This window comes from Klebsiella sp. GW_Kp182, assembly GCF_040062275.1.
Taxonomy (GTDB): domain Bacteria; phylum Pseudomonadota; class Gammaproteobacteria; order Enterobacterales; family Enterobacteriaceae; genus Klebsiella; species Klebsiella michiganensis.
In genome coordinates this window covers 94,898-114,614 of record NZ_JBEAFQ010000008.1, presented here as the reverse complement: position 1 = coordinate 114,614, position 19,717 = coordinate 94,898, and the positions used below count along the sequence as shown (strand labels likewise).

The window sequence follows — 19,717 nt, the reverse complement described above, 5'->3', positions numbered from 1 at the left end:
TGCCCGGGCTACAAATGCCGCAGGTGACGAGAACCGCAGCCCGGATAAGGCGCTCACCGCCGCAATCCGGGGCCAAACTTAACGGCTATCTGTGTCTTTTAGCACGATTAACGGCTCAATATCGCTCTCTTTTTTAACCACCAGAGAATCATCTCCGCGCAGGCAGGTCCCGCCGTAGTTACCGCCGACGGTGAAGGTGCAAACCTGGATGTATTTGCCATCCACTTTTGGCAGGCACCACAGCTGCTGGTAGATATTTTTGCGGTCGAAAAACTGGCCGCTGGTTTTATCCAGCACTTCGTCCTGCGGGCCTATCAGGTCGATATTGTTGCCGCAGCGGCCCGAGATAGGCTTAACCGCATAGCCGCTTTCCGCCAGCTGCTCGTTGACCACAAAATCCGTATCCAGAAGATAGCGATGATTGGGGAACAGCGACCACAGCACCGGCAAAATCGCCTTGTTGCCGGGGATGACCGTCCACAGCGGCTCGAAGACTAATACTTCCGGGCGCAGCAGAACGTCTATCAGGCGCACTTCATTATTCGGGTGTCCGGTACGTATCGGCACCGCCGCGTACTCATCGGCGCTGACTTCCCGCACCTGCTCAATAGCGGTCTCCCATGCCCAGGTTTTCCAGACGCAGTTGACCAGACGCCCGTCGGCATCAATCAGCTGCCCGGCGGCATCCCAGCGCAGCTCATCCAGGCCAAACAGAATTTTGCTCTCGAAGCCGGCCTGGGTCAGCGAACGCTGGATAAACTGCGCGTGGTAGTTCTCCTCCAGATCCTTATCCTGCATGATGTGCACGAAAGGACGCGCCCGGCTGTGCTTCCACGCTCCGGCCAGCTCATCCAGCAGATTTTCCGCCGGGTTGTGACCGGTGCCGTAGTAGCCCTGCTTCAGCCACTGCTCGAGGATCAGCCCGCCTTCGGTATGGCAGGACGCGGAATCGGCGTTGTACTCATACACCTTGAGCCCGCGCTCATCCATACAGAAATCCATGCGGCCGGTAATCATATGATGGCGACGGCGCTGCCACGAGAGGCGCAGACGCGGCCAGAGAATTTTCGGAATATCGAACAGCGCCAGCAGGCTGTCATCCTTCATCACCTTGTCGGTGGCGTGCAGGTACATCAGATGCAGCTCATTGGTGGCTTTGATAAGCTCCTGCTCGGCGCTTTCGGTGATGGTGAAATACTGGTAAGGGTCTTTATTGATGACGTGGCCGTTGGCTTCCACGTAGGCTTTTTGCAGTGAATCTTTCTCGTTGAGCCAGTTGCCGCGGTATTGGCCTTTATTCGGCAGACGCGCGCCTTTGATGGCCATCGCCTCACCCGGCAGCACCGGCTGCGGCAGGCTGTGCTCGGTATCGGCGGTTTGAATCATCCAGCCGAGGATTTCGGTATCGGCAAAGGTGTCTTTAATCGTGTAGAGGCCGTTTTTCACTTCCAGCGTCAGCTCGCGGGTCCACTGCTGGCCCTGCGGCAGCGGCGAGTGAATGACGTTCTGTTCGGCGATCCTGACCTTATTCCCTATCAGTTGCGTAATCACCGCCACGTGGCCCGTGTGCTTAAACTCGCCGCCTTTCTGCCAGATCAGCAGTGAGCCGGCGAGAGGCGGACGGCGGGAGCCGTTGGCGAACGCCTGCAGCGGCAGAATATTGTCGTTGACCACCTCGCGGAGAAAACGCAGGGAGAAGATTTCGTAGGCCATGCCGACGTCGGTGAAAACAAAACCGTAGGTGAGGAACAGAAAGCGGCGCGCGAACTCCACGCACTGCCATTTGTGCCCCATATACTCATTACCGATATAGCTGCGGAACGTGGCGTCATCCGGATAATCTTGCGGATTTAAGCTACTGTAATTAGAAGAATAAATCGCCACGCCGCCCGGTGCGTAGCCTAATAGTGTACCAAACGGGGCGTCACTGCTTGTGGAACCTTTGCTCATTTAGCCTGACCTCAAATTAATGCAGCCCGGGCAGTTGGCGAAACAAAACTCCCTCTTCTTATCCTGCCGCAGGCACTTACCAGACAGAGGTGGAATGATGATACCACTCATTCGATTCGCTAATCGTGCCCTTAAGGAAAATAAGCCTGCGCCCCCGGGCAAAAGTGATATCGTTATTTGAGATAAAAAAACAATCAGGAGTCGACAATGAGCATACCATCGCATCTGACCGCCCAACCGCTGGTCTGGGGGCATGGCCCCCGCACCTTTGAGGTGTTCCTCGAACCCACCTGTCCTTTCTCCGTGCGGGCATTTAATAAGCTTGATGACCTGCTGGATGAAGTTGGCGCGGATAACGTGACGATCAAAATTCGTCTGCAGTCTCAACCGTGGCATCTGTTTTCCGGCGTCATCGTCCGCTGCGTTCTCGCCGCGTCCACCCTGCCGCACGGCCGCGAGCAGGCGCATAAGGTGCTTAAAGCCGTCGCCGACCACCGCGAAGAGTTTGAGTTTACCGACCACTGCAGCGGGCCGAACATGAACGCCACGCCGCAGCAGATTATCGAGCGTATCGAACGCTATAGCCACGTCTCGCTGGCCGCGGCGTTTGCCCGCCCGGAGCTGCAAAACGAGATCAAATGGCATAGCAAGTACGCGCGCCAGAACGGCATCCACGTGTCGCCGACCTTTATGGTTAACGGCCTGGTGCAGGCGGATCTCGGCAGCGGCGACGACGTCAGCGTATGGGCCGCGCGGATTCTGGCTTAGTACGACTCTCCCGCGCCGGCGCGGTAACGCCAGCGACACGACATCAACACCTCACTAAAAAGGCAGATCAGCATGTCAGAGAATAACTACCAGCCACCTAAAGTGTGGGAATGGAAGCAAAACAACGGCGGCGCATTCGCCAATATCAACCGTCCCGTCTCCGGCGCAACGCACGATCGGGAGCTGCCGGTGGGCGCGCATCCGCTTCAGCTCTATTCGCTGGGGACGCCCAACGGCCAGAAAGTGACCATTATGCTGGAAGAGCTGCTGGCGTTAGGCGTCAGCGGCGCGGAGTACGACGCCTGGCTGATTCGCATCGGCGAAGGCGATCAGTTCTCCAGCGGCTTTGTCGAGGTTAATCCGAACTCAAAAATCCCCGCGCTCCGCGACCACTCCACCACTCCGCCGACCCGCGTTTTTGAATCCGGCAGCATCCTGCTCTATCTGGCGGAAAAGTTCGGCTTCTTCCTGCCCAAAGATCCGGCAGGCCGCGCCGAAACCCTCAACTGGCTGTTCTGGCTGCAGGGCTCGGCCCCGTTCCTCGGCGGCGGCTTTGGCCACTTCTTCAGCTATGCGCCGGTGAAAATCGAATACGCGATCGACCGCTTTACGATGGAAGCCAAGCGCCAGCTTGACGTGCTGGACAAGCAGCTTGCCCGCGGCCGTTTTGTGGCAGGAGAGGAGTACACCATCGCCGACATGGCCATCTGGCCGTGGTACGGCAACGTGGTGCTGGGGAATGTTTACAACGCCGCCGAGTTCCTGGATGCCGGTAGCTATAAAAACGTGCTGCGCTGGGCGCAGGATGTGGGTAAGCGCCCCGCCGTTCAGCGCGGGCGGATGGTTAACCGCACCTCAGGCCCGCTCAACGAGCAGCTTCACGAGCGCCATGACGCCAGCGACTTCGACACGCAAACCGAAGATAAACGCCAGGCGTAGCGCCCATGCCCGCCGGAGGCTTCCGCCTCCGGTTTTTAGCGCAAATACTTCTCAAACCACGCCAGCGTGCGTTGCCAGGCCAGGTCAGCCGCGGCCCGGTCGTAGCGCGGCGTGGAGTCATTATGAAAGCCGTGGTTAACACCCTGATAAATATAGGCCTCGTAGACTTTATTGTGTGCCTTCAGCGCTTTTTCATAGGCGGGCCAGCCTTCATTAATGCCGCTATCGAGTCCGGCATAATGCAGCAGCAGCGGCGCTTTAATTTTATCGACCTCATTCAGCGGCGGCTGGCGGCCGTAAAACGGCACCGCGCAGGCCAGCTCAGGGATCGCCACCGCCGCCGCGTTGCTGACGCCGCCGCCGTAGCAGAACCCGGTGATACCGACCTTCCCCGTCGCCTGCGGATGCTTCGCCATAAACGCGACCGCCGCAAAGAAATCATTCATCAGCTTCACGGGATCGACTTTCTGCTGTAGCGCGCGGCCTTCATCATCATTACCGGGATAGCCGCCGACGGAACTCAGGCCATCCGGCGCCAGCGCGATATAGCCCGCTTTCGCCACCCGCCGGGCAACGTCTTCAATATAGGGATTCAGGCCGCGATTCTCATGAACCACCACCACGGCGGGCGCTTTGTCGGCTATTTTCGCCGGCGTCACCTGATAAGCCCGCACTTCGCCGTGGCCGTCAGGAGAAGGGTAATGAATATACTCCGGGCGGATATCCGGGTCGGTAAACGCCACCTGCTCCGCCAGAGCATAGTCGGGCTTCAGCAGGTTAAACAGCGCCAGCGCGGTCATCCCGCCGACGGTATACTTCCCCGCCAGCTGGAGAAACTCGCGTTTGCTGATTTTGCCGTGGGCGTAGTAGTCATAGTATTCGAGCAGCTGCTGCGGAAAATCTTTGGCCGTTAGTCGCGTCATCACCCTGCCTCCGTTATTAAGCGCCCTTTAAGCAAAGCAGAAGCCCGGACATACGCCAGCGGAGAAAAGCAGAAACGGGGAGTAAAAAGCCCAGCGGCCAACACCGCCGGGAGAGGAGGGATCAGTGTTTCACTTTGGTCAGACGATCGAGGTAGCCCATCACAAAGGCCGACAGCACAAAGGTCAGGTGGATGATGACGTACCACATCAGCTTATTGTCCGGGACGTTTTTCGCATCCATAAACACCCGCAGCAGATGAATGGAAGAGATCGCCACGATGGAGGCGGCAACCTTATTTTTCAGCGAAGTGGCGTCCATTTTGCCCAGCCAGCTGAGCTTCTCCTTGCCCTCGTTGATATCCAGCTGGGAAACAAAATTTTCATAGCCGGAGAACATCACCATCACCAGCAGACCGCCCACCAGGGTCATATCCACCAGCGACAGCAGGGTCAGAATCATATCCGACTCACTGACGCTGAAAATATGCGGCAGTATGTGGAAGATCTCCTGAAAAAATTTGATCGTCAGCGCAATCAAACCGAGCGAAAGGCCAAAATAAACCGGCGCCAGCAGCCAGCGCGAGGCGTACATAGCATTTTCCAGAAAGCGTTCCATAAGATCCTGTCAGTTAACATAAACGGCCGCCATTATACCGCAACAGGGCAACGTTATAGCAACAGGCGTCCAACAAGAGAGCGATTCGAGGAGATAAAAAAGCTGGCGCAAGGCCAGCCTGAGAAGATGGGTGGAGAGAGGTTACTTCGCTTTGACGGTTTCTTCGCCCACCAGGCCAATCTTCAGATAGCCCGCCTGGTGCAGGGTATCCATAACCTTCATCATCGTCTCGTAGTCCACGGTTTTATCCGCGCGGAAGAAGACGGTGGTGTCTTTCTTGCCTTCGGTCAGCGCATCCAGCGAGGCGATCATGCTCTCGTCGGTAATGGGGTCATTGCCGAGGAACATGGTTTTATCCGCCTTCACCGACAGATAGATCGGCTTTTCCGGACGCGGCTGCGGCTGGCTGGAGGAAGCAGGCAGATTCACCTTCACGTCGACGGTAGCCAGCGGCGCCGCCACCATAAAGATGATTAACAGCACCAGCATGACGTCGATAAACGGCGTCACGTTGATGTCGTGCATTTCGCCGTTATCATCGAGGTTTTCGTTAAAATGCATCGCCATAAAGCATTAACCTACGCGTAGTTTCTGGGCAGTACGTACCGGCTTAACGCCGCTGGCGCTCAGGTCCAGGTCGCGGCTTTGCAGCAGCAGAACCTGGGCGGCGACATCGCCAAGGGACGCTTTGTAGCTGGCGATCATGCGGGCAAAAATGTTGTAGATGACCACCGCCGGAATCGCAGCGAACAGGCCAATTGCCGTGGCCAGCAGCGCTTCCGCGATACCCGGAGCAACCACCGCCAGGTTAGTGGTCTGGGTCTGGGCAATCCCGATAAAGCTGTTCATGATGCCCCAGACGGTACCAAACAGGCCGACGAACGGGGAAATCGCGCCGATGGTCGCCAGATAACCGTTGCCGCGTCCCATGTAACGACCTACCGCCGCCACACGACGCTCCAGTCGGAAACCGGTACGCTCTTTAATGCCTTCGTTATCTTCAGAACCCGCGGAAAGCTCAAGCTCATTTTGCGCTTCGTTGATCAGCTGCGAGGTCAGGCTTTTCGCATCGAAACCGTTAGCGATATCGCTGGCCTGGTCGAGAGAGCGTGCTTCAGCAACCAGCTGCTGTTCGCGCTTGAGGCGGCGCTTGCTGGCCAGGATCTCTGCGCCTTTGCCGAAAAAGATAGCCCATGTGACTACCGACGCCAGAATCAGGCCGATCATCACTACCTTAACGACAATATCGGCATGATGATACATACCCCAAACGGAGAGATCCGCCTGCATCAAATTATTACCCACACTGTATCTCCAGGACGTAAATCACAAAATCTGCGCACAATAATATCAAAACGACATCGAATTGATAGTGGTTCTCATTAGTATTTACACTGTGCAGCAAATCACGTTTATTTTCCTTGCGCTTACGCAGTAAAAAAGTTGCTGACCCCGCCGTTGATAAAATTTTTACCTGTATCCGCCGCGACCCGGTACATCAACGGGCATTCATGTTAGTTTAGACGTCCAGACGTATAAAAACAGGTTATCTGAACATGGCTGATAAACATCTTGATACTGCGCTGGTTCACGCCGGGCGCAGCAAAAAATACACCCTGGGCTCGGTAAACAGCGTCATTCAGCGCGCCTCATCGCTGGTTTTCGACACCGTCGAAGCGAAAAAGCACGCGACGCGCAACCGCGCCAAAGGCGAGCTGTTCTACGGGCGTCGCGGGACGCTGACCCATTTCTCCCTGCAGGAAGCGATGTGCGAGCTGGAAGGCGGCGCCGGCTGCGCCCTCTTCCCCTGCGGCGCGGCGGCGGTCGCGAATACCATTCTGGCGTTCGTCGAGCAGGGCGACCATATTCTGGTGACCAACACCGCCTATGAGCCTACCCAGGATTTCTGTACGAAAATTCTCGCCAAACTCGGCGTCACCACCGGCTGGTTCGACCCGCTCATCGGCGGCGATATCGCTCGTCTGGTGCAGCCGAACACCCGCGTGGTGTTCCTCGAATCCCCCGGCTCCATCACCATGGAAGTCCATGATGTTCCGGCGATCGTCGCGGCGGTACGTCGCGTCGCTCCCGAAGCCATCATTATGATCGACAACACATGGGCGGCGGGCGTGCTGTTTAAAGCGCTGGAGTTTGGTATCGATATCTCCATTCAGGCCGGCACCAAATATCTGATCGGCCATTCCGACGCGATGGTGGGTACCGCCGTGTCCAATGAGCGCTGCTGGGCGCAGCTGCGCGAAAACGCCTATCTGATGGGGCAAATGGTGGATGCCGATACCGCCTATATGACCAGCCGCGGCCTGCGCACCTTAGCGGTACGCCTGCGTCAGCACCATGAAAGCAGCCTGCAGATTGCCGAATGGCTGGCGCAGCATCCGCAGGTGGCGCGCGTGAATCATCCCGCCCTGCCCGGTAGCAAAGGCCATGAGTACTGGAAGCGCGACTTCACCGGCAGCAGCGGTCTGTTCTCTTTCGTGCTCAATAAACGCCTGACCGACGCCGAACTCTCCGCTTATCTGGACCACTTCAGCTTGTTCAGCATGGCCTACTCCTGGGGCGGCTTTGAATCGCTGATTTTAGCCAACCAGCCGGAACACATTGCCGCAATCCGTCCTGATGCTGAAGTTGATTTCAGCGGCACGCTGATCCGCCTTCATGTCGGGTTAGAAAATGTTACCGATCTGCTGGATGATTTAGCGGCGGGCTTCGCGCGTATCGTGTAAAGTGACGGTCAGTGGCAACAATAGCGGACGTTTTTTAGAAAAACGGCCGCTTTAGTTGCGCCCGGGATCAAGGTGCCCGAGCCTCTTCAGGAGTACACTAGACAAAAAACACGGTACCACTTAGGAAAGTCCATGGTTGTCATTCAAGAAATTGTCGCCGCGCTGTGGCAGCATGATTTTGCCGCGTTGGCAAACCCCCACGTTGTGGGCGTTGTATATCTGGTCATGTTCGCAACCCTGTTTCTGGAAAACGGTCTGCTGCCCGCCTCATTTTTACCGGGCGATAGCCTGCTGCTGCTCGCCGGGGCGCTCATCGCCAAAGGCGTAATGGACTTTGTACCTACGGTCGCCATTTTAACCGCCGCGGCCAGCCTCGGCTGCTGGCTGAGCTATATCCAGGGGCGCTGGCTGGGTAACACCGTTACGGTTAAGCGCTGGCTTGGGCATCTGCCGCATAAGTACCATCAGCGGGCAACCTGCATGTTTGACAAACACGGCCTGCTGGCGCTGCTGGCCGGGCGTTTCCTGGCGTTTGTTCGCACCCTTCTGCCTACCATGGCGGGCATTTCCGGGCTGCCAAACCGCCGCTTCCAGTTCTTCAACTGGCTGAGCGCGCTGCTGTGGGTTGGCGTAGTCACCGGTCTGGGCTATGCGCTGAGCATGATTCCCTTCGTTAAGCGCCATGAAGATCAGGTTATGACCTGCCTGATGATTCTGCCTATCGCGCTGCTGATCGCCGGGCTGCTCGGTACGGTTATCGTGGTGATTAAAAAGAAATACTGTAACGCCTGATCGTTTACCGGGGCGGCGCGAATTCGCCGCCCTTACATCGTTCGTCACATCCCCTGAATCGTTCTGATACGCGCCGCATCCTCCCCCGGCGTCATGCCGAAATAACGCTTAAACTCGCGGCTGAACTGCGACGCGCTTTCATACCCCACCCGCATCGCCGCCGCGCTGGCCTTCATACCATCGTGGATCATCAGCATGCGCGCTTTATGCAGGCGATAGGTTTTCAGGTATTGCAGCGGGGAGGTGCTGGTGACCGATTTAAAGTTATGGTGGAACGCCGAGACGCTCATATTCGCTTCCGCCGCCAGCTGATCGACGCTGAGGTTCTCTGTGTACTGGCTTTCAATACGCTTCAATACGCGGCTAATCAGGCTGAAGTGGGTCTGACGACTGACCAGCGCCAGCAGCGCCCCCCCGCACGGCCCGGTCAGCACGTGATAGAGAATTTCGCGGATAATCTGTTTGCCAAGAATGCGCGCGTCCAGCGGGCGCTCCATGACATCCAGCAGGCGCTCCGCCGCGCACAATATCTCTTCGGACAGCACCGCAGAGTTGATCCCGCTCGACGCCATGGACGGCTGAAACTGCTCATCTTCCCCGATATCCATCAGCAGTTCTTGCAGTTGAAGAATCTCGACGTTCAGCCGAATCCCCGCCAGCGGGACTTCCGGAGTGGCGAAGGTTTCGCATTCAAACGGCAGCGGTACCGTCAGCAGCAGATACTCATTGGTGTCATAGCGAAAGGTACGCTCGTTAATGTAGCCAATTTTATGCCCGGAAAAGAGAAAAACGATCCCCGGCTGATACATAACCGGCGTGCGCGTCCCCGGCTGGGTACCGTACAGCAGGCGAATATCCGGCAGCAGAGCATTAAGCATTTCTTCTTTATCTTTCAGCTGATTAACCTTATGCGTTAATAGCTGGCATATCTCAGCGCGGTTCATTTATCGTGCTTCTCCGAACGTTTTTATACCTTCGCATTGTGCGCACTTCCGGCGAATTTCTCCAGCCCCAAGGAGAAATGGGCAAGACAACGGCAGGAATGTGCATTGAGGGGAACGGCCCGCGGGAACACAATGTCCGTCATCTGGCAGAGGTATTGTCTCTGTTGGCGGTTTTATCTATTTGAGGGCACCAGCCATGAATAATTTCGACCTACATACCCCAACCCGCATTCTGTTCGGTAAAGGCGTGATTGAAAATCTGCGCGATCAAATCCCGGCGGATGCACGCGTGCTTGTCACCTACGGCGGCGGTAGCGTGAAGAAAACCGGCGTGCTTGATCAGGTTCTGAGCGCGCTGAACGGCATTGACGTTCGGGAATTTGGCGGCATCGAGCCAAACCCGTCCTACGAAACGCTGATGAACGCGGTGAAAATCGCGCGTGATGAAAAGATCACTTTCCTGTTGGCGGTGGGCGGCGGCTCCGTTCTCGACGGCACCAAATTCATCGCCGCGGCGGCCCACTACGATTCCAGTATCGATCCGTGGGAAATTCTCGAAACCTACGGCAGCAAAGTGGCCAGCGCTATCCCGATGGGCTCCGTGCTGACGCTGCCGGCGACCGGTTCCGAATCCAATAAAGGCGCGGTGATCTCGCGTAAAACCACCGGCGACAAACGCGCGTTTATGTCCACCCACGTCCAGCCGGTGTTCGCTATTCTGGATCCGGTTTACACTTACACCCTGCCGCCGCGCCAGGTGGCTAACGGCGTCGTTGACGCATTTGTCCATACCGTTGAGCAGTACGTCACCTATCCGGTCGACGGCAAAATCCAGGACCGCTTTGCCGAAGGTATTCTGCTGACCCTGGTGGAAGACGGCCCGAAAGCGCTGAAAGAGCCGGAAAACTACGACGTTCGCGCCAATATTATGTGGGCGGCCACCCAGGCGCTGAACGGCCTGATTGGCGCAGGCGTGCCGCAGGACTGGGCGACCCATATGCTCGGCCACGAGCTGACCGCCATGCACGGTCTCGATCACGCCCAGACGCTGGCTATCGTTCTGCCGGCCCTGTGGAATGAAAAACGCGATGCTAAACGCGCCAAGCTGCTGCAGTACGGCGCCCGCGTCTGGAACATCACCGAAGGTTCCGAGGAAGAGCGCATTGACGCCGCCATCGCCGCAACGCGTGATTTCTTCGAACAGATGGGCGTCCCGACGCGCCTTTCCGCCTACGGTCTGGATGGCAGCTCCATCCCGGCGCTGCTGGCGAAACTGGAAGAGCACGGCATGACCCAGCTCGGTGAAAATCAGGATATTACGCTGGACGTCAGCCGCCGTATTTACGAGGCTGCGCGCTAATCAACGCCCTCTCCGACGCGTAAACTCGCGCAAAGGAGAGGAGTTTAACTACCGTTTTTAGCTATTTCGTCCAGACTTAATGCTACCCCTCGGCGGAATTTATTCCGCTGAGTTCATTAACAGGAGGAAGGCATGACACATCCAACCGTTATAAAACTACACGACGGCAACCTGATGCCGCAGCTGGGGCTCGGCGTGTGGAAAGCAGGCAACGAGGAAGTCGTCTCCGCCATTCATAAGGCGCTGGAAGTCGGTTATCGCTCGTTTGACACCGCCGCCGTGTACCAGAATGAAACCGGCGTCGGCAATGCGTTAAGCAGCGCAGGCGTCGCCCGCGATGAGCTGTTCGTCACCACGAAACTGTGGAATGACGATCAAAAACAGCCCAAAGAAGCGCTGCAGGAAAGCCTTAAAAAACTGAAGCTCGACTACGTCGACTTATACCTCATTCACTGGCCGGTTCCGGCAACTAACCATTACGTCGACGCCTGGAAAAGCTTAATTGAGCTACAGCGGCAGGGGCTGGCAAAAAGCATCGGCGTCTGTAATTTCCAGGTTCATCATCTGCAAAAAATCATCGATGAAACCGGCGTCGCTCCGGTGATAAACCAGATTGAACTTCACCCGCTGATGCAGCAGCGCCAGCTTCACGCCTGGAATGCGACGCATAAGATCCAGACCGAGTCCTGGAGCCCGCTTGCGCAGGGCGGCGAAGGGGTATTCGATCAGAAAATTATTCGTCAACTGGCGGATAAATACGGTAAAACCCCGGCGCAGATCGTTATCCGCTGGCATCTCGACAGCGGCCTGGTGGTGATCCCGAAATCGGTGACGCCATCGCGCATTGCCGAGAATTTTAACGTCTGGGACTTCCGTCTTGATAAAGATGAATTGAGTGAAATCACTAAACTGGACCAGAACAAACGCCTGGGGCCAGACCCGGATCAGTTCGGCGGTTAACCTTTCCTGCTCCGTCGGCTTCCGGCGGAGCATCGCTTTGCTATCTGGCTAAAACCACGTACATTCAGGGTTTATTGCAATCAAATGGATGCGTGCTGATGAGCTGTATTTTCTGCCAAATTGTTGAGGGGAAAGCCCCCTGCCATAAGGTGTGGGAAGATGAACACCACCTCGCCTTTCTCTCTATTTTCCCTAATACCGACGGTTTTACGGTCGTGATCCCGAAGAAGCACTACCCCAGCTATGCGTTTGATATGCCGCCGCAGGCATTGGCCGATCTGGTGCTGGCGACGCAGAAGGTGGCGAAGCTTCTGGATAAAGCCTTTGATGACGTGGGCCGTACGGGGATGTTTTTTGAAGGCTATGGCGTTGATCATGTCCACAGCAAACTCAGCCCGATGCACGGCACCGGGGATATGACCCAATGGCGGCCTATCGAGTCGCGTCAGACTAAGTTTTTTGCGCAATATGAAGGCTATCTCTCCTCCCACGATCATGAGCGGGCGGATGATGAAAAGCTGGCGGCGCTGGCGGCCAGAATCAGAGAAGCCTAGCCATAGAATTTGCTTTGCCGTTTGGCAAGCTGCTGACCGGGCCCGGAATTATCAGGCCCGGTCATACAGAAGCGCCAGCGGGCAGGCAGCCGAATTAACGACCGGCGACCTTACCGCGTTTTACGGGCTTCTTCGCCGTCGCCCCGCCGTTCGAGCGCTGGTGCACAATCGGCGTATGCTTGGTCAGCGCCGGACGGGTATGGCGGTTCTGGCGACGCGCTTCGCGCATTTCGTCGATCGTCGGCGCCGGTACCAGGCAATCGCGACGGCTGCCGATCAGGTGCTTTTTACCCATGGTTTCCAGCGCCTGGCGGATCAGCGGCCAGTTGGCCGGATCGTGATAGCGCAGCAGCGCCTTGTGCAGGCGGCGCTGTTTGTCACCCTTCGGCACCACCACATCCTCACTCTTATAGCCAATCTTACCCAGCGGGTTCTTGCCGGTGTAATACATGGTGGTCGAGTTCGCCAGCGGCGACGGATAGAAGTTCTGCACCTGATCCAGGCGGAAACGATGCTGTTTAAGCCACAGCGCCAGATTCACCATATCTTCATCCCGCGTGCCGGGGTGGGCGGAAATAAAGTATGGGATCAGATACTGCTCTTTACCGGCCTGCTTCGAATAGGTATCAAACAGCTGCTTAAAGCGATCGTAGCTGCCCATACCCGGCTTCATCATTTTCGACAGCGGTCCCTCTTCCGTATGCTCCGGGGCAATCTTCAGATAGCCGCCAACGTGGTGGGTAGCCAGCTCTTTGATATAGCGCGGGTCTTCAACGGCGATGTCGTAACGTACGCCGGAAGCGATGAGGATCTTTTTGATGCCTTTCAGGTCACGGGCGCGGCGATAGAGATTAATCGTCGGCTCATGGTTAGTGTCCATATGCGGGCAGATATCCGGATAAACGCATGACAGGCGGCGGCAGGTCTGCTCGGCGCGCGGCGACTTGCAGCGCAGCATATACATGTTGGCCGTTGGGCCGCCAAGATCGGAAATAATGCCGGTAAAACCGGGAACCGTGTCGCGAATCGCTTCGATTTCATTGATGATCGAATCTTCGGAACGGCTCTGAATGATACGCCCCTCATGCTCGGTAATTGAGCAGAAGGAACAGCCGCCAAAACAGCCGCGCATAATGTTAATCGAGAAGCGGATCATCTCGTAGGCCGGAATGCGGGCATCGCCGTATGAGGGATGCGGAACGCGCTTATACGGCAGGGCAAACACGCTATCCATCTCTTCGGTGGAGAGCGGGATTGCGGGCGGGTTAACCCAGATATAGCGCTCGCCGTGCTTCTGCATCAGCGCGCGGGCGCAGCCGGGGTTGGTTTCATGGTGCAGAATACGCGACGCGTGCGCGTAGAGAACCTTGTCGCCTTTCACCTTCTCAAAGGAAGGCAGCAGGACGTAGGTCTTCTCCCACGGCTTCGGACGCGGGGGCTGCACGGTAACGCGCTTCGCTTCCTGTTTTGGCGGCGCGACGGTTTTGTTATCCGCGCACGGCAAATCTTCACCGTACGGATGCGGAATCGGGTCGATTTTCCCCGGCGTATCCAGACGCGTGGAATCCACTCCGCTCCAGCCCGGCAGCGCCTCTTTCACCATGATGGCGGTGTTGCGTACGTCACGAATTTGCCCGATGGGCTCGCCGGCGGCCAGACGGTGCGCCACTTCCACCAGCGGACGCTCGCCGTTGCCGAACATCAGCATATCGGCTTTGGAGTCCACCAGAACCGAGCGACGCACGGTATCAGACCAGTAGTCGTAATGCGCGGTACGGCGCAGGCTGGCTTCGATACCGCCGAGGATCACCGGGACATCTTTCCAGGCTTCTTTACAGCGCTGGGTATAGACCAGCGTGGCGCGATCCGGGCGTTTACCGGCAACGTTACCCGCCGTGTAGGCATCGTCATGACGCAGCTTGCGGTCGGCGGTGTAGCGGTTGATCATCGAATCCATGTTGCCGGCGGTGACGCCGAAGAACAGATTCGGTTTACCCAGGCGCATAAAATCGTTTTTATTATTCCAGTCCGGCTGGGAAATAATCCCCACGCGAAACCCTTGCGCTTCCAGCATGCGTCCGCAAATCGCCATGCCGAAGCTCGGGTGATCGACATAGGCATCGCCGGTAACCAGAATGATGTCGCAGCTATCCCAGCCAAGTTGATCCATCTCTTCTCGCGACATCGGCAAGAACGGCGCGGGGCCAAAGCAGGCGGCCCAGTACTGCGGCCAGGAGAAAAGGTCACGATCCGGTTGGATCAGGGATATTGCGCTCATATTGCTTCCGGGGAAATGATAAAAAAATAATCAAAAAGGGCGGCGATTATAAGCCGGAACGATGGAAGAAATGAAGGAGGTTTTTCCAATCCCGGCCGCATGGAACCGGGACAGAATAAATTACGGCGCCGGATTCACCAGAATCTGGCCAATGGAGCCCCGGTCGGCAAGCTCCAGCGTCTGGCTTAAATACTGGAACGGGAAGTGCGGCCAGGAGGGCTGATTGTAATAGACCAACAGTTCAACCTGCCCGTCGATCCAGACGGTATCCTTCCAGCCGCGATCTTCCGGGAACGGCGCGGAGCCGTTGACGTTACGCACCTGGAACATGACGCCTTCAATATGGAACGACTGCGGCCGGTCGGCGCGCACAATCCAGCGCTCCCAGGTGCCCTGCTGCGCCGTAATATCGATACGCTGCGGATCCCACAGCTGACCGTTGATCCCCGGATCGTCGCCAAGGGTGATCTCACGGCTGCGAATCGCCGCGCCGGCCAGAATTTCCGTCGGCAGCAAACGCACGGGCAGACTATCGGTCACCAGCGGCAGCAGGCCCGTCGGGCGCAATGTCAGAATCAGCGTGGAGATCAGAATGCTCGACGGCTCGAAGAAGCCGCGAATACGATCGACGATGCTTGCCGCTTCCCCGCAGGTGATCGACACTTCATCGCCGTTGGTCATATCGACCAGAATTTCTCGACGCTCGCCCGGCGCCAGCGACAGCTGCTTCAGCGAAACCGGCGCGGGCAGGAGCCCCTGGTCACCGGAAATCACGTGCAGCAATCGGCCATCGCTCATCTGCAGCTGATAGCGACGGGAGTTGGACGCATTCAGCAGGCGCAGGCGCACCCAGCCGCGCGACACCTCAACGAAAGGCCCCTGTACGCCGTTCACCAGCAGCGTATCGCCCACGAAACCACCGCTACCGGGCTCGCTGTATTCAGGCGTACCGAAGTTATCCAGACGCTTGTCCTGAATAATCACCGGAAAATCATCCACGCCGTAGTGATTGGGGATCGGCAGATTCTTACTGACATCATCTTCCACCAGCCACATGCCGGCCAGGCCGTTATAGACCTGTTTTGCCATATGGTTTGGGGTGTTGGCCTGATACCACAGGGTCGCCGCGCTTTGGCGGATTGGCAGTACCGGCGCCCAGTCGGCGTTAGCGGACATCATGCGCGCGGCGCCGCCGATCAGCGGACCGGGGACCTGCAGACCACGGATAGTCATCGCCACGTTTTCCGTCAGGCGGTTGCTGTAGATCAGCTTGACATCGTCGCCGTTCCAGACGCGAATGGTTGGCCCCATATAGCGACCGTTAATCCCCCACACCGAGGCGCGGGTACCGGGCGTAAACGACCAGTGCGCGCGCTGTAGCGTCAAGAATAGCGGCTGCCCGCGGCGGGACTCCAGCAGAGGGGGGATCGGCAGCGCAGGCTGCTGGCCAGCGGCCTGTGCCTTCAGCGGCGCGGCGCCCGCGCACAGCGCTACGCCTGAAGCCTTAATGAACTGACGCCGACTGAGTGACATATTAACTCCATGAAATACTGACTAATTAATAAGGGAATTCGTTTCCCGCCAGCAATCCGCGCGCTGTTTGCGGCGTTTCCTGTGTTATTTCTTTGCGGCCGCTTCGCGTTCGGCAACTTCTTTATCCAGCTCAGCGATTTTCGCGGACATCAGCTCGCGGCAGTGCGTGGCCAGCGCGCGAACGCCCTCTTTTCCATACTGGCTGGTATCTACCGGCGGCAGCATTTCTACAATCACCAGACCGTTATTCAGGCGATTGAGATTAATTTTATTCGATGTATTAGACACGCACACCGGAATAATGGGCACGCCAGCCGCGACAGCAGCATGAAAAGCGCCGGTTTTAAAAGGCAGCAAACCGCGGCCGCGGCTGCGGGTCCCTTCCGGAAACATCCAAAAAGAGATATTGCGCTTTTTAAATGCGTTCACGACTTCGGCAATAGTGCCATGCGCCTTTGCCCGGTTATTGCGATCGATCAGCAGGTTCCCCGTCAGCCAGTAGAGCTGGCCGAAAAAGGGGATCCACGCCAGGCTCTTTTTACCCACGGTCACGGTCGGCGGCTGCACGATATTTGATGCCGTCACCATATCATAGTTATTCTGGTGGTTAGCGATATAGATAGCGTTGCCGTAGCTTTCCGCGTCGGCTGGCTTGCGCAGCTCGACTTTCAGGCCGAAGACCGGCGACAGTTTGCCAAACAGGTGGCCGAAGGTGGCGACGTGCTTAGGGTTACGCGGGCTGAACAGACAATAAATGCAGCCGAAGATGCAGACCAGAATACAATAGATGACAACGATAATTAGTCGAAAAATAAATAGCATAGCTACCTCTGAAACCCAAACCGCTTAGAATTATACTCGCTGTTTCGCAGATTGCAGGCATCGGGCATCATTGCAAAGCGCGTTGCGCATCTCGAATGACGCTGGCGGATATTGTTCATCGCAATGCCTGAATAAACAACGATTTTGCGGTAAATATTAACCTCCCCCGCCGAACCGCGGGGGAGGATGTTCCTACTCTTCGCTATCGCCCGCGGAGGCGCGACGCGGTGAATCAATCTCCACCCGGTCAATTTTCTGTAGTCCGCGCATCAGAGAGCCGCGGCGGCCGCGCTCGCCGGTGACTTTTTGCAGCTCTTCCGGGCGTAGTTTGATTTTCCGTTTGCCGACGTGAATCGTCAGCGTACTTTGCGGCGGCAGAACGAACAGGTGCGCCAGGCCATCCTGGCCCGCAGCCGCTTCCGCCGACGGAATACTGATGATCTTGTTACCTTTGCCTTTCGACAGCTGCGGCAGGTCGCTCACCGGGAACATCAGCATGCGGCCGGCTGCGGTAATGGCCAGCAGCATATCGGACTCATCCTCAATCACCAGCGGCGGCATTACGTGCGCGTTATCCGGAAGGCTAATCAACGTCTTACCGGCACGATTGCGCGCGACCAGATCGTTGAAAGTACAAATAAACCCGTATCCTGCGTCGGAAGCCAGCAGCAGTTTTTGGTCATCGGCCTCCATCAGCATATGTTCTACCGTCGCCCCCGGCGGCAGGGTCAGCTTACCGGTGAGCGGCTCGCCCTGTCCGCGTGCGGACGGCAGGGTGATAGGGTCAATCGCGTAGCTACGCCCGGTGGTGTCAATAAAGACCACCGGCTGATTGCTCTTCCCTTTCACTGCGGCTTTAAAACTGTCGCCCGCTTTATAGTTCAACCCCGGCGCGTCGATATCGTGGCCTTTGGCGCTGCGCACCCAGCCGCTCTGCGACAGAACGATGGTGACCGGCTCGGACGGCAGCATATCGTGCTCGCTCATCGCTTTCGCTTCTTCACGCTCGCGCAGCGGCGAACGGCGATCGTCGCCAAAGGCGTCGGCGTCGGCCTGCAGCTCTTTCTTCAGCAGGTTATTCATTTTGCGTTCAGACGCCAGAATGGCCTGCAGATGGTCGCGCTCTTTCTCCAGCTCGTTCTGCTCACCGCGAATCTTCATCTCTTCCAGCCGGGCGAGATGGCGCAGTTTTAATTCCAGAATCGCTTCCGCCTGAGTTTCGCTGATGCCAAAGCGCGACATCAGGGCCGGCTTAGGCTCATCTTCGTGACGGATAATTTCGATAACTTCATCGATATTCAGAAACGCCACCAGCAAACCTTCCAGGATATGCAGGCGCTTAAGGACTTTTTCCAGACGGTAGCTGAGACGACGGCGCACGGTATCGCGGCGGAAAGTCAGCCATTCCGAGAGGATTTCCAGCAGATTTTTTACCGCCGGACGGTTATCGAGCCCGATCATATTCAGGTTGATACGATAGCTCTTTTCCAGATCGGTCGTCGCGAACAGGTGGTTCATCACCTGCTCCATATCCACGCGGTTAGAGCGCGGGACGATCACCAGGCGAGTCGGGTTTTCGTGATCCGATTCGTCGCGCAGGTCATCCACCATCGGCAGCTTTTTGTTGCGCATCTGGGCGGCGATCTGCTCGAGCACGCGGGCGCCGGAAACCTGATGCGGCAGCGCGCTGATCACCACCGCGCCGTCTTCTTTCGTCCACACCGCGCGCATCCGCACCGAACCGCGGCCGTTCTGGTAGATTTTGCGGATCTCCGCGCGGGGGGTGATGATTTCCGCTTCGGTCGGGTAATCCGGCCCCTGTACGATATCCAGCAGATCGTCCAGCGAGGTCTGCGGTTTTTCAATCAGGGTAATGGCCGCCTGAGCGACTTCACGCAGGTTGTGCGGCGGAATATCCGTCGCCATGCCGACGGCAATGCCGGTAGTGCCGTTGAGCAGAATATTAGGCAAGCGCGCAGGCAGCATCTTCGGCTCCTGCAAAGTGCCGTCGAAGTTCGGTACCCAGTCAACGGTGCCCTGCCCCAGTTCGCTCAGCAGCAGTTCAGCATACTTCGACAAACGGGATTCGGTATAACGCATCGCGGCGAAGGATTTAGGATCGTCCGGTGCCCCCCAGTTCCCTTGACCATCAACCAGCGGATAGCGGTAAGAGAAGGGTTGCGCCATCAGCACCATGGCTTCATAGCAGGCGCTATCGCCGTGCGGATGGTATTTACCCAGCACGTCGCCGACGGTGCGGGCGGACTTTTTGAACTTGGCGCTGGCGTTGAGACCCAGCTCAGACATCGCATAGACGATGCGACGCTGGACCGGCTTCAGGCCATCGCCAATAAACGGCAGCGCCCTGTCCATGATGACGTACATGGAGTAGTTCAGGTAGGCGTTTTCCGTAAATTCATGCAGCGCAAGGCGCTCTGCCATATCGCTCATTAATCGTGAATCCTCAATCTGCGTACCGGCCGTTCGGACGGCAAAACTACCGGCGATAATACCCTATCTGACGCCCTGAGTCA

The 19,717-nt window shown here is 57.2% G+C and carries 17 protein-coding genes and 1 pseudogene; 7 read left to right on the top strand and 11 right to left on the bottom strand.

The features are described from left to right. Positions 1-78: 78 nt before the first annotated feature. Both gss and ABLU88_RS10445 read right to left on the bottom strand, forming a co-directional pair. Positions 79-1,950, bottom strand: coding sequence for a bifunctional glutathionylspermidine amidase/synthase (gss, locus tag ABLU88_RS10450; RefSeq protein ID WP_009654105.1), 1,872 nt, complete (start codon positions 1,948-1,950; stop codon positions 79-81). 76 nt (positions 1,951-2,026) lie between these two features. Further along, positions 2,027-2,170: a hypothetical protein gene (locus tag ABLU88_RS10445; protein ID WP_305955792.1), complete on the bottom strand. Its 144-nt coding sequence runs from the start codon at positions 2,168-2,170 to the stop codon at positions 2,027-2,029. Between ABLU88_RS10445 and ABLU88_RS10440 the strand changes: the two genes are divergently transcribed. Next, positions 2,158-2,718: a thioredoxin domain-containing protein gene (locus ABLU88_RS10440; protein ID WP_064404250.1), complete on the top strand. Its 561-nt coding sequence runs from the start codon at positions 2,158-2,160 to the stop codon at positions 2,716-2,718. The two genes, ABLU88_RS10445 and ABLU88_RS10440, sit on opposite strands and share 13 nt — an antisense overlap. 72 nt (positions 2,719-2,790) lie before the next feature. Beyond that, positions 2,791-3,657, top strand: coding sequence for a glutathione-dependent disulfide-bond oxidoreductase (yghU, locus tag ABLU88_RS10435; RefSeq protein ID WP_014226859.1), 867 nt, complete (start codon positions 2,791-2,793; stop codon positions 3,655-3,657). A 35-nt stretch (positions 3,658-3,692) separates the two neighbouring features. On the opposite strand, the gene yghX is transcribed toward yghU, so the two are convergent. From yghX to exbB, 4 genes are all read right to left on the bottom strand, one after another. Beyond that, on the bottom strand, positions 3,693-4,580 hold the full coding sequence (gene yghX, locus ABLU88_RS10430) for a YghX family hydrolase (protein ID WP_025105929.1): 888 nt from the start codon (positions 4,578-4,580) through the stop codon (positions 3,693-3,695). Positions 4,581-4,701: 121 nt separating this feature from the next. Further along, complete coding sequence (locus tag ABLU88_RS10425; RefSeq protein WP_004105804.1) at positions 4,702-5,196, bottom strand: TIGR00645 family protein; 495 nt, start codon at positions 5,194-5,196, stop codon at positions 4,702-4,704. A gap of 141 nt (positions 5,197-5,337) precedes the next feature. Next, on the bottom strand, positions 5,338-5,763 hold the full coding sequence (exbD, locus tag ABLU88_RS10420) for a TonB system transport protein ExbD (protein ID WP_014226862.1): 426 nt from the start codon (positions 5,761-5,763) through the stop codon (positions 5,338-5,340). Positions 5,764-5,769: 6 nt separating this feature from the next. Beyond that, positions 5,770-6,501, bottom strand: a complete 732-nt coding sequence (gene exbB / locus ABLU88_RS10415; protein WP_004105812.1) for a tol-pal system-associated acyl-CoA thioesterase — start codon at positions 6,499-6,501, stop codon at positions 5,770-5,772. A 251-nt stretch (positions 6,502-6,752) separates the two neighbouring features. Between exbB and metC the strand changes: the two genes are divergently transcribed. Both metC and yghB read left to right on the top strand, forming a co-directional pair. After that, on the top strand, positions 6,753-7,940 hold the full coding sequence (gene metC / locus ABLU88_RS10410; protein WP_032692874.1) for a cystathionine beta-lyase: 1,188 nt from the start codon (positions 6,753-6,755) through the stop codon (positions 7,938-7,940). Between the two features lie 132 nt (positions 7,941-8,072). Beyond that, positions 8,073-8,732, top strand: coding sequence for a DedA family general envelope maintenance protein YghB (yghB, locus tag ABLU88_RS10405; RefSeq protein ID WP_004125241.1), 660 nt, complete (start codon positions 8,073-8,075; stop codon positions 8,730-8,732). Positions 8,733-8,776: 44 nt separating this feature from the next. Here the strand turns inward: yghB and ABLU88_RS10400 are convergent, their stop codons facing one another. Further along, positions 8,777-9,676 (bottom strand): AraC family transcriptional regulator, encoded by a 900-nt coding sequence (locus ABLU88_RS10400; protein ID WP_047722906.1) that lies wholly within the window; start codon positions 9,674-9,676, stop codon positions 8,777-8,779. Between the two features lie 196 nt (positions 9,677-9,872). Here ABLU88_RS10400 and yqhD point away from each other — a divergent pair, with 196 nt between their 5' ends. From yqhD to ABLU88_RS10385, 3 genes are all read left to right on the top strand, one after another. Further along, positions 9,873-11,036 carry an alcohol dehydrogenase gene (yqhD, locus tag ABLU88_RS10395; protein ID WP_064404252.1) on the top strand — a complete coding sequence of 388 codons (1,164 nt, stop codon included), beginning with the start codon at positions 9,873-9,875 and terminating at the stop codon, positions 11,034-11,036. A gap of 132 nt (positions 11,037-11,168) precedes the next feature. After that, on the top strand, positions 11,169-11,996 hold the full coding sequence (gene dkgA, locus ABLU88_RS10390; RefSeq protein WP_046877669.1) for a 2,5-didehydrogluconate reductase DkgA: 828 nt from the start codon (positions 11,169-11,171) through the stop codon (positions 11,994-11,996). A 98-nt stretch (positions 11,997-12,094) separates the two neighbouring features. Next, complete coding sequence (locus ABLU88_RS10385) at positions 12,095-12,550, top strand: HIT family protein (RefSeq protein ID WP_025105926.1); 456 nt, start codon at positions 12,095-12,097, stop codon at positions 12,548-12,550. A 154-nt stretch (positions 12,551-12,704) separates the two neighbouring features. Here the strand turns inward: ABLU88_RS10385 and ABLU88_RS10380 are convergent. From ABLU88_RS10380 to parC, 4 genes and pseudogenes are all read right to left on the bottom strand, one after another. Next, positions 12,705-14,918: pseudogene (locus tag ABLU88_RS10380) on the bottom strand (YgiQ family radical SAM protein); the annotation flags it as partial. Positions 14,919-14,948: 30 nt separating this feature from the next. After that, complete coding sequence (gene ftsP / locus ABLU88_RS10375; protein ID WP_004854230.1) at positions 14,949-16,361, bottom strand: cell division protein FtsP; 1,413 nt, start codon at positions 16,359-16,361, stop codon at positions 14,949-14,951. Between the two features lie 84 nt (positions 16,362-16,445). Next, positions 16,446-17,183, bottom strand: coding sequence for a 1-acylglycerol-3-phosphate O-acyltransferase (gene plsC, locus ABLU88_RS10370; protein ID WP_004125254.1), 738 nt, complete (start codon positions 17,181-17,183; stop codon positions 16,446-16,448). Between the two features lie 192 nt (positions 17,184-17,375). After that, positions 17,376-19,634, bottom strand: a complete 2,259-nt coding sequence (parC, locus tag ABLU88_RS10365) for a DNA topoisomerase IV subunit A (protein WP_025105924.1) — start codon at positions 19,632-19,634, stop codon at positions 17,376-17,378. Between the last annotated feature and the right edge of the window lie 83 nt (positions 19,635-19,717).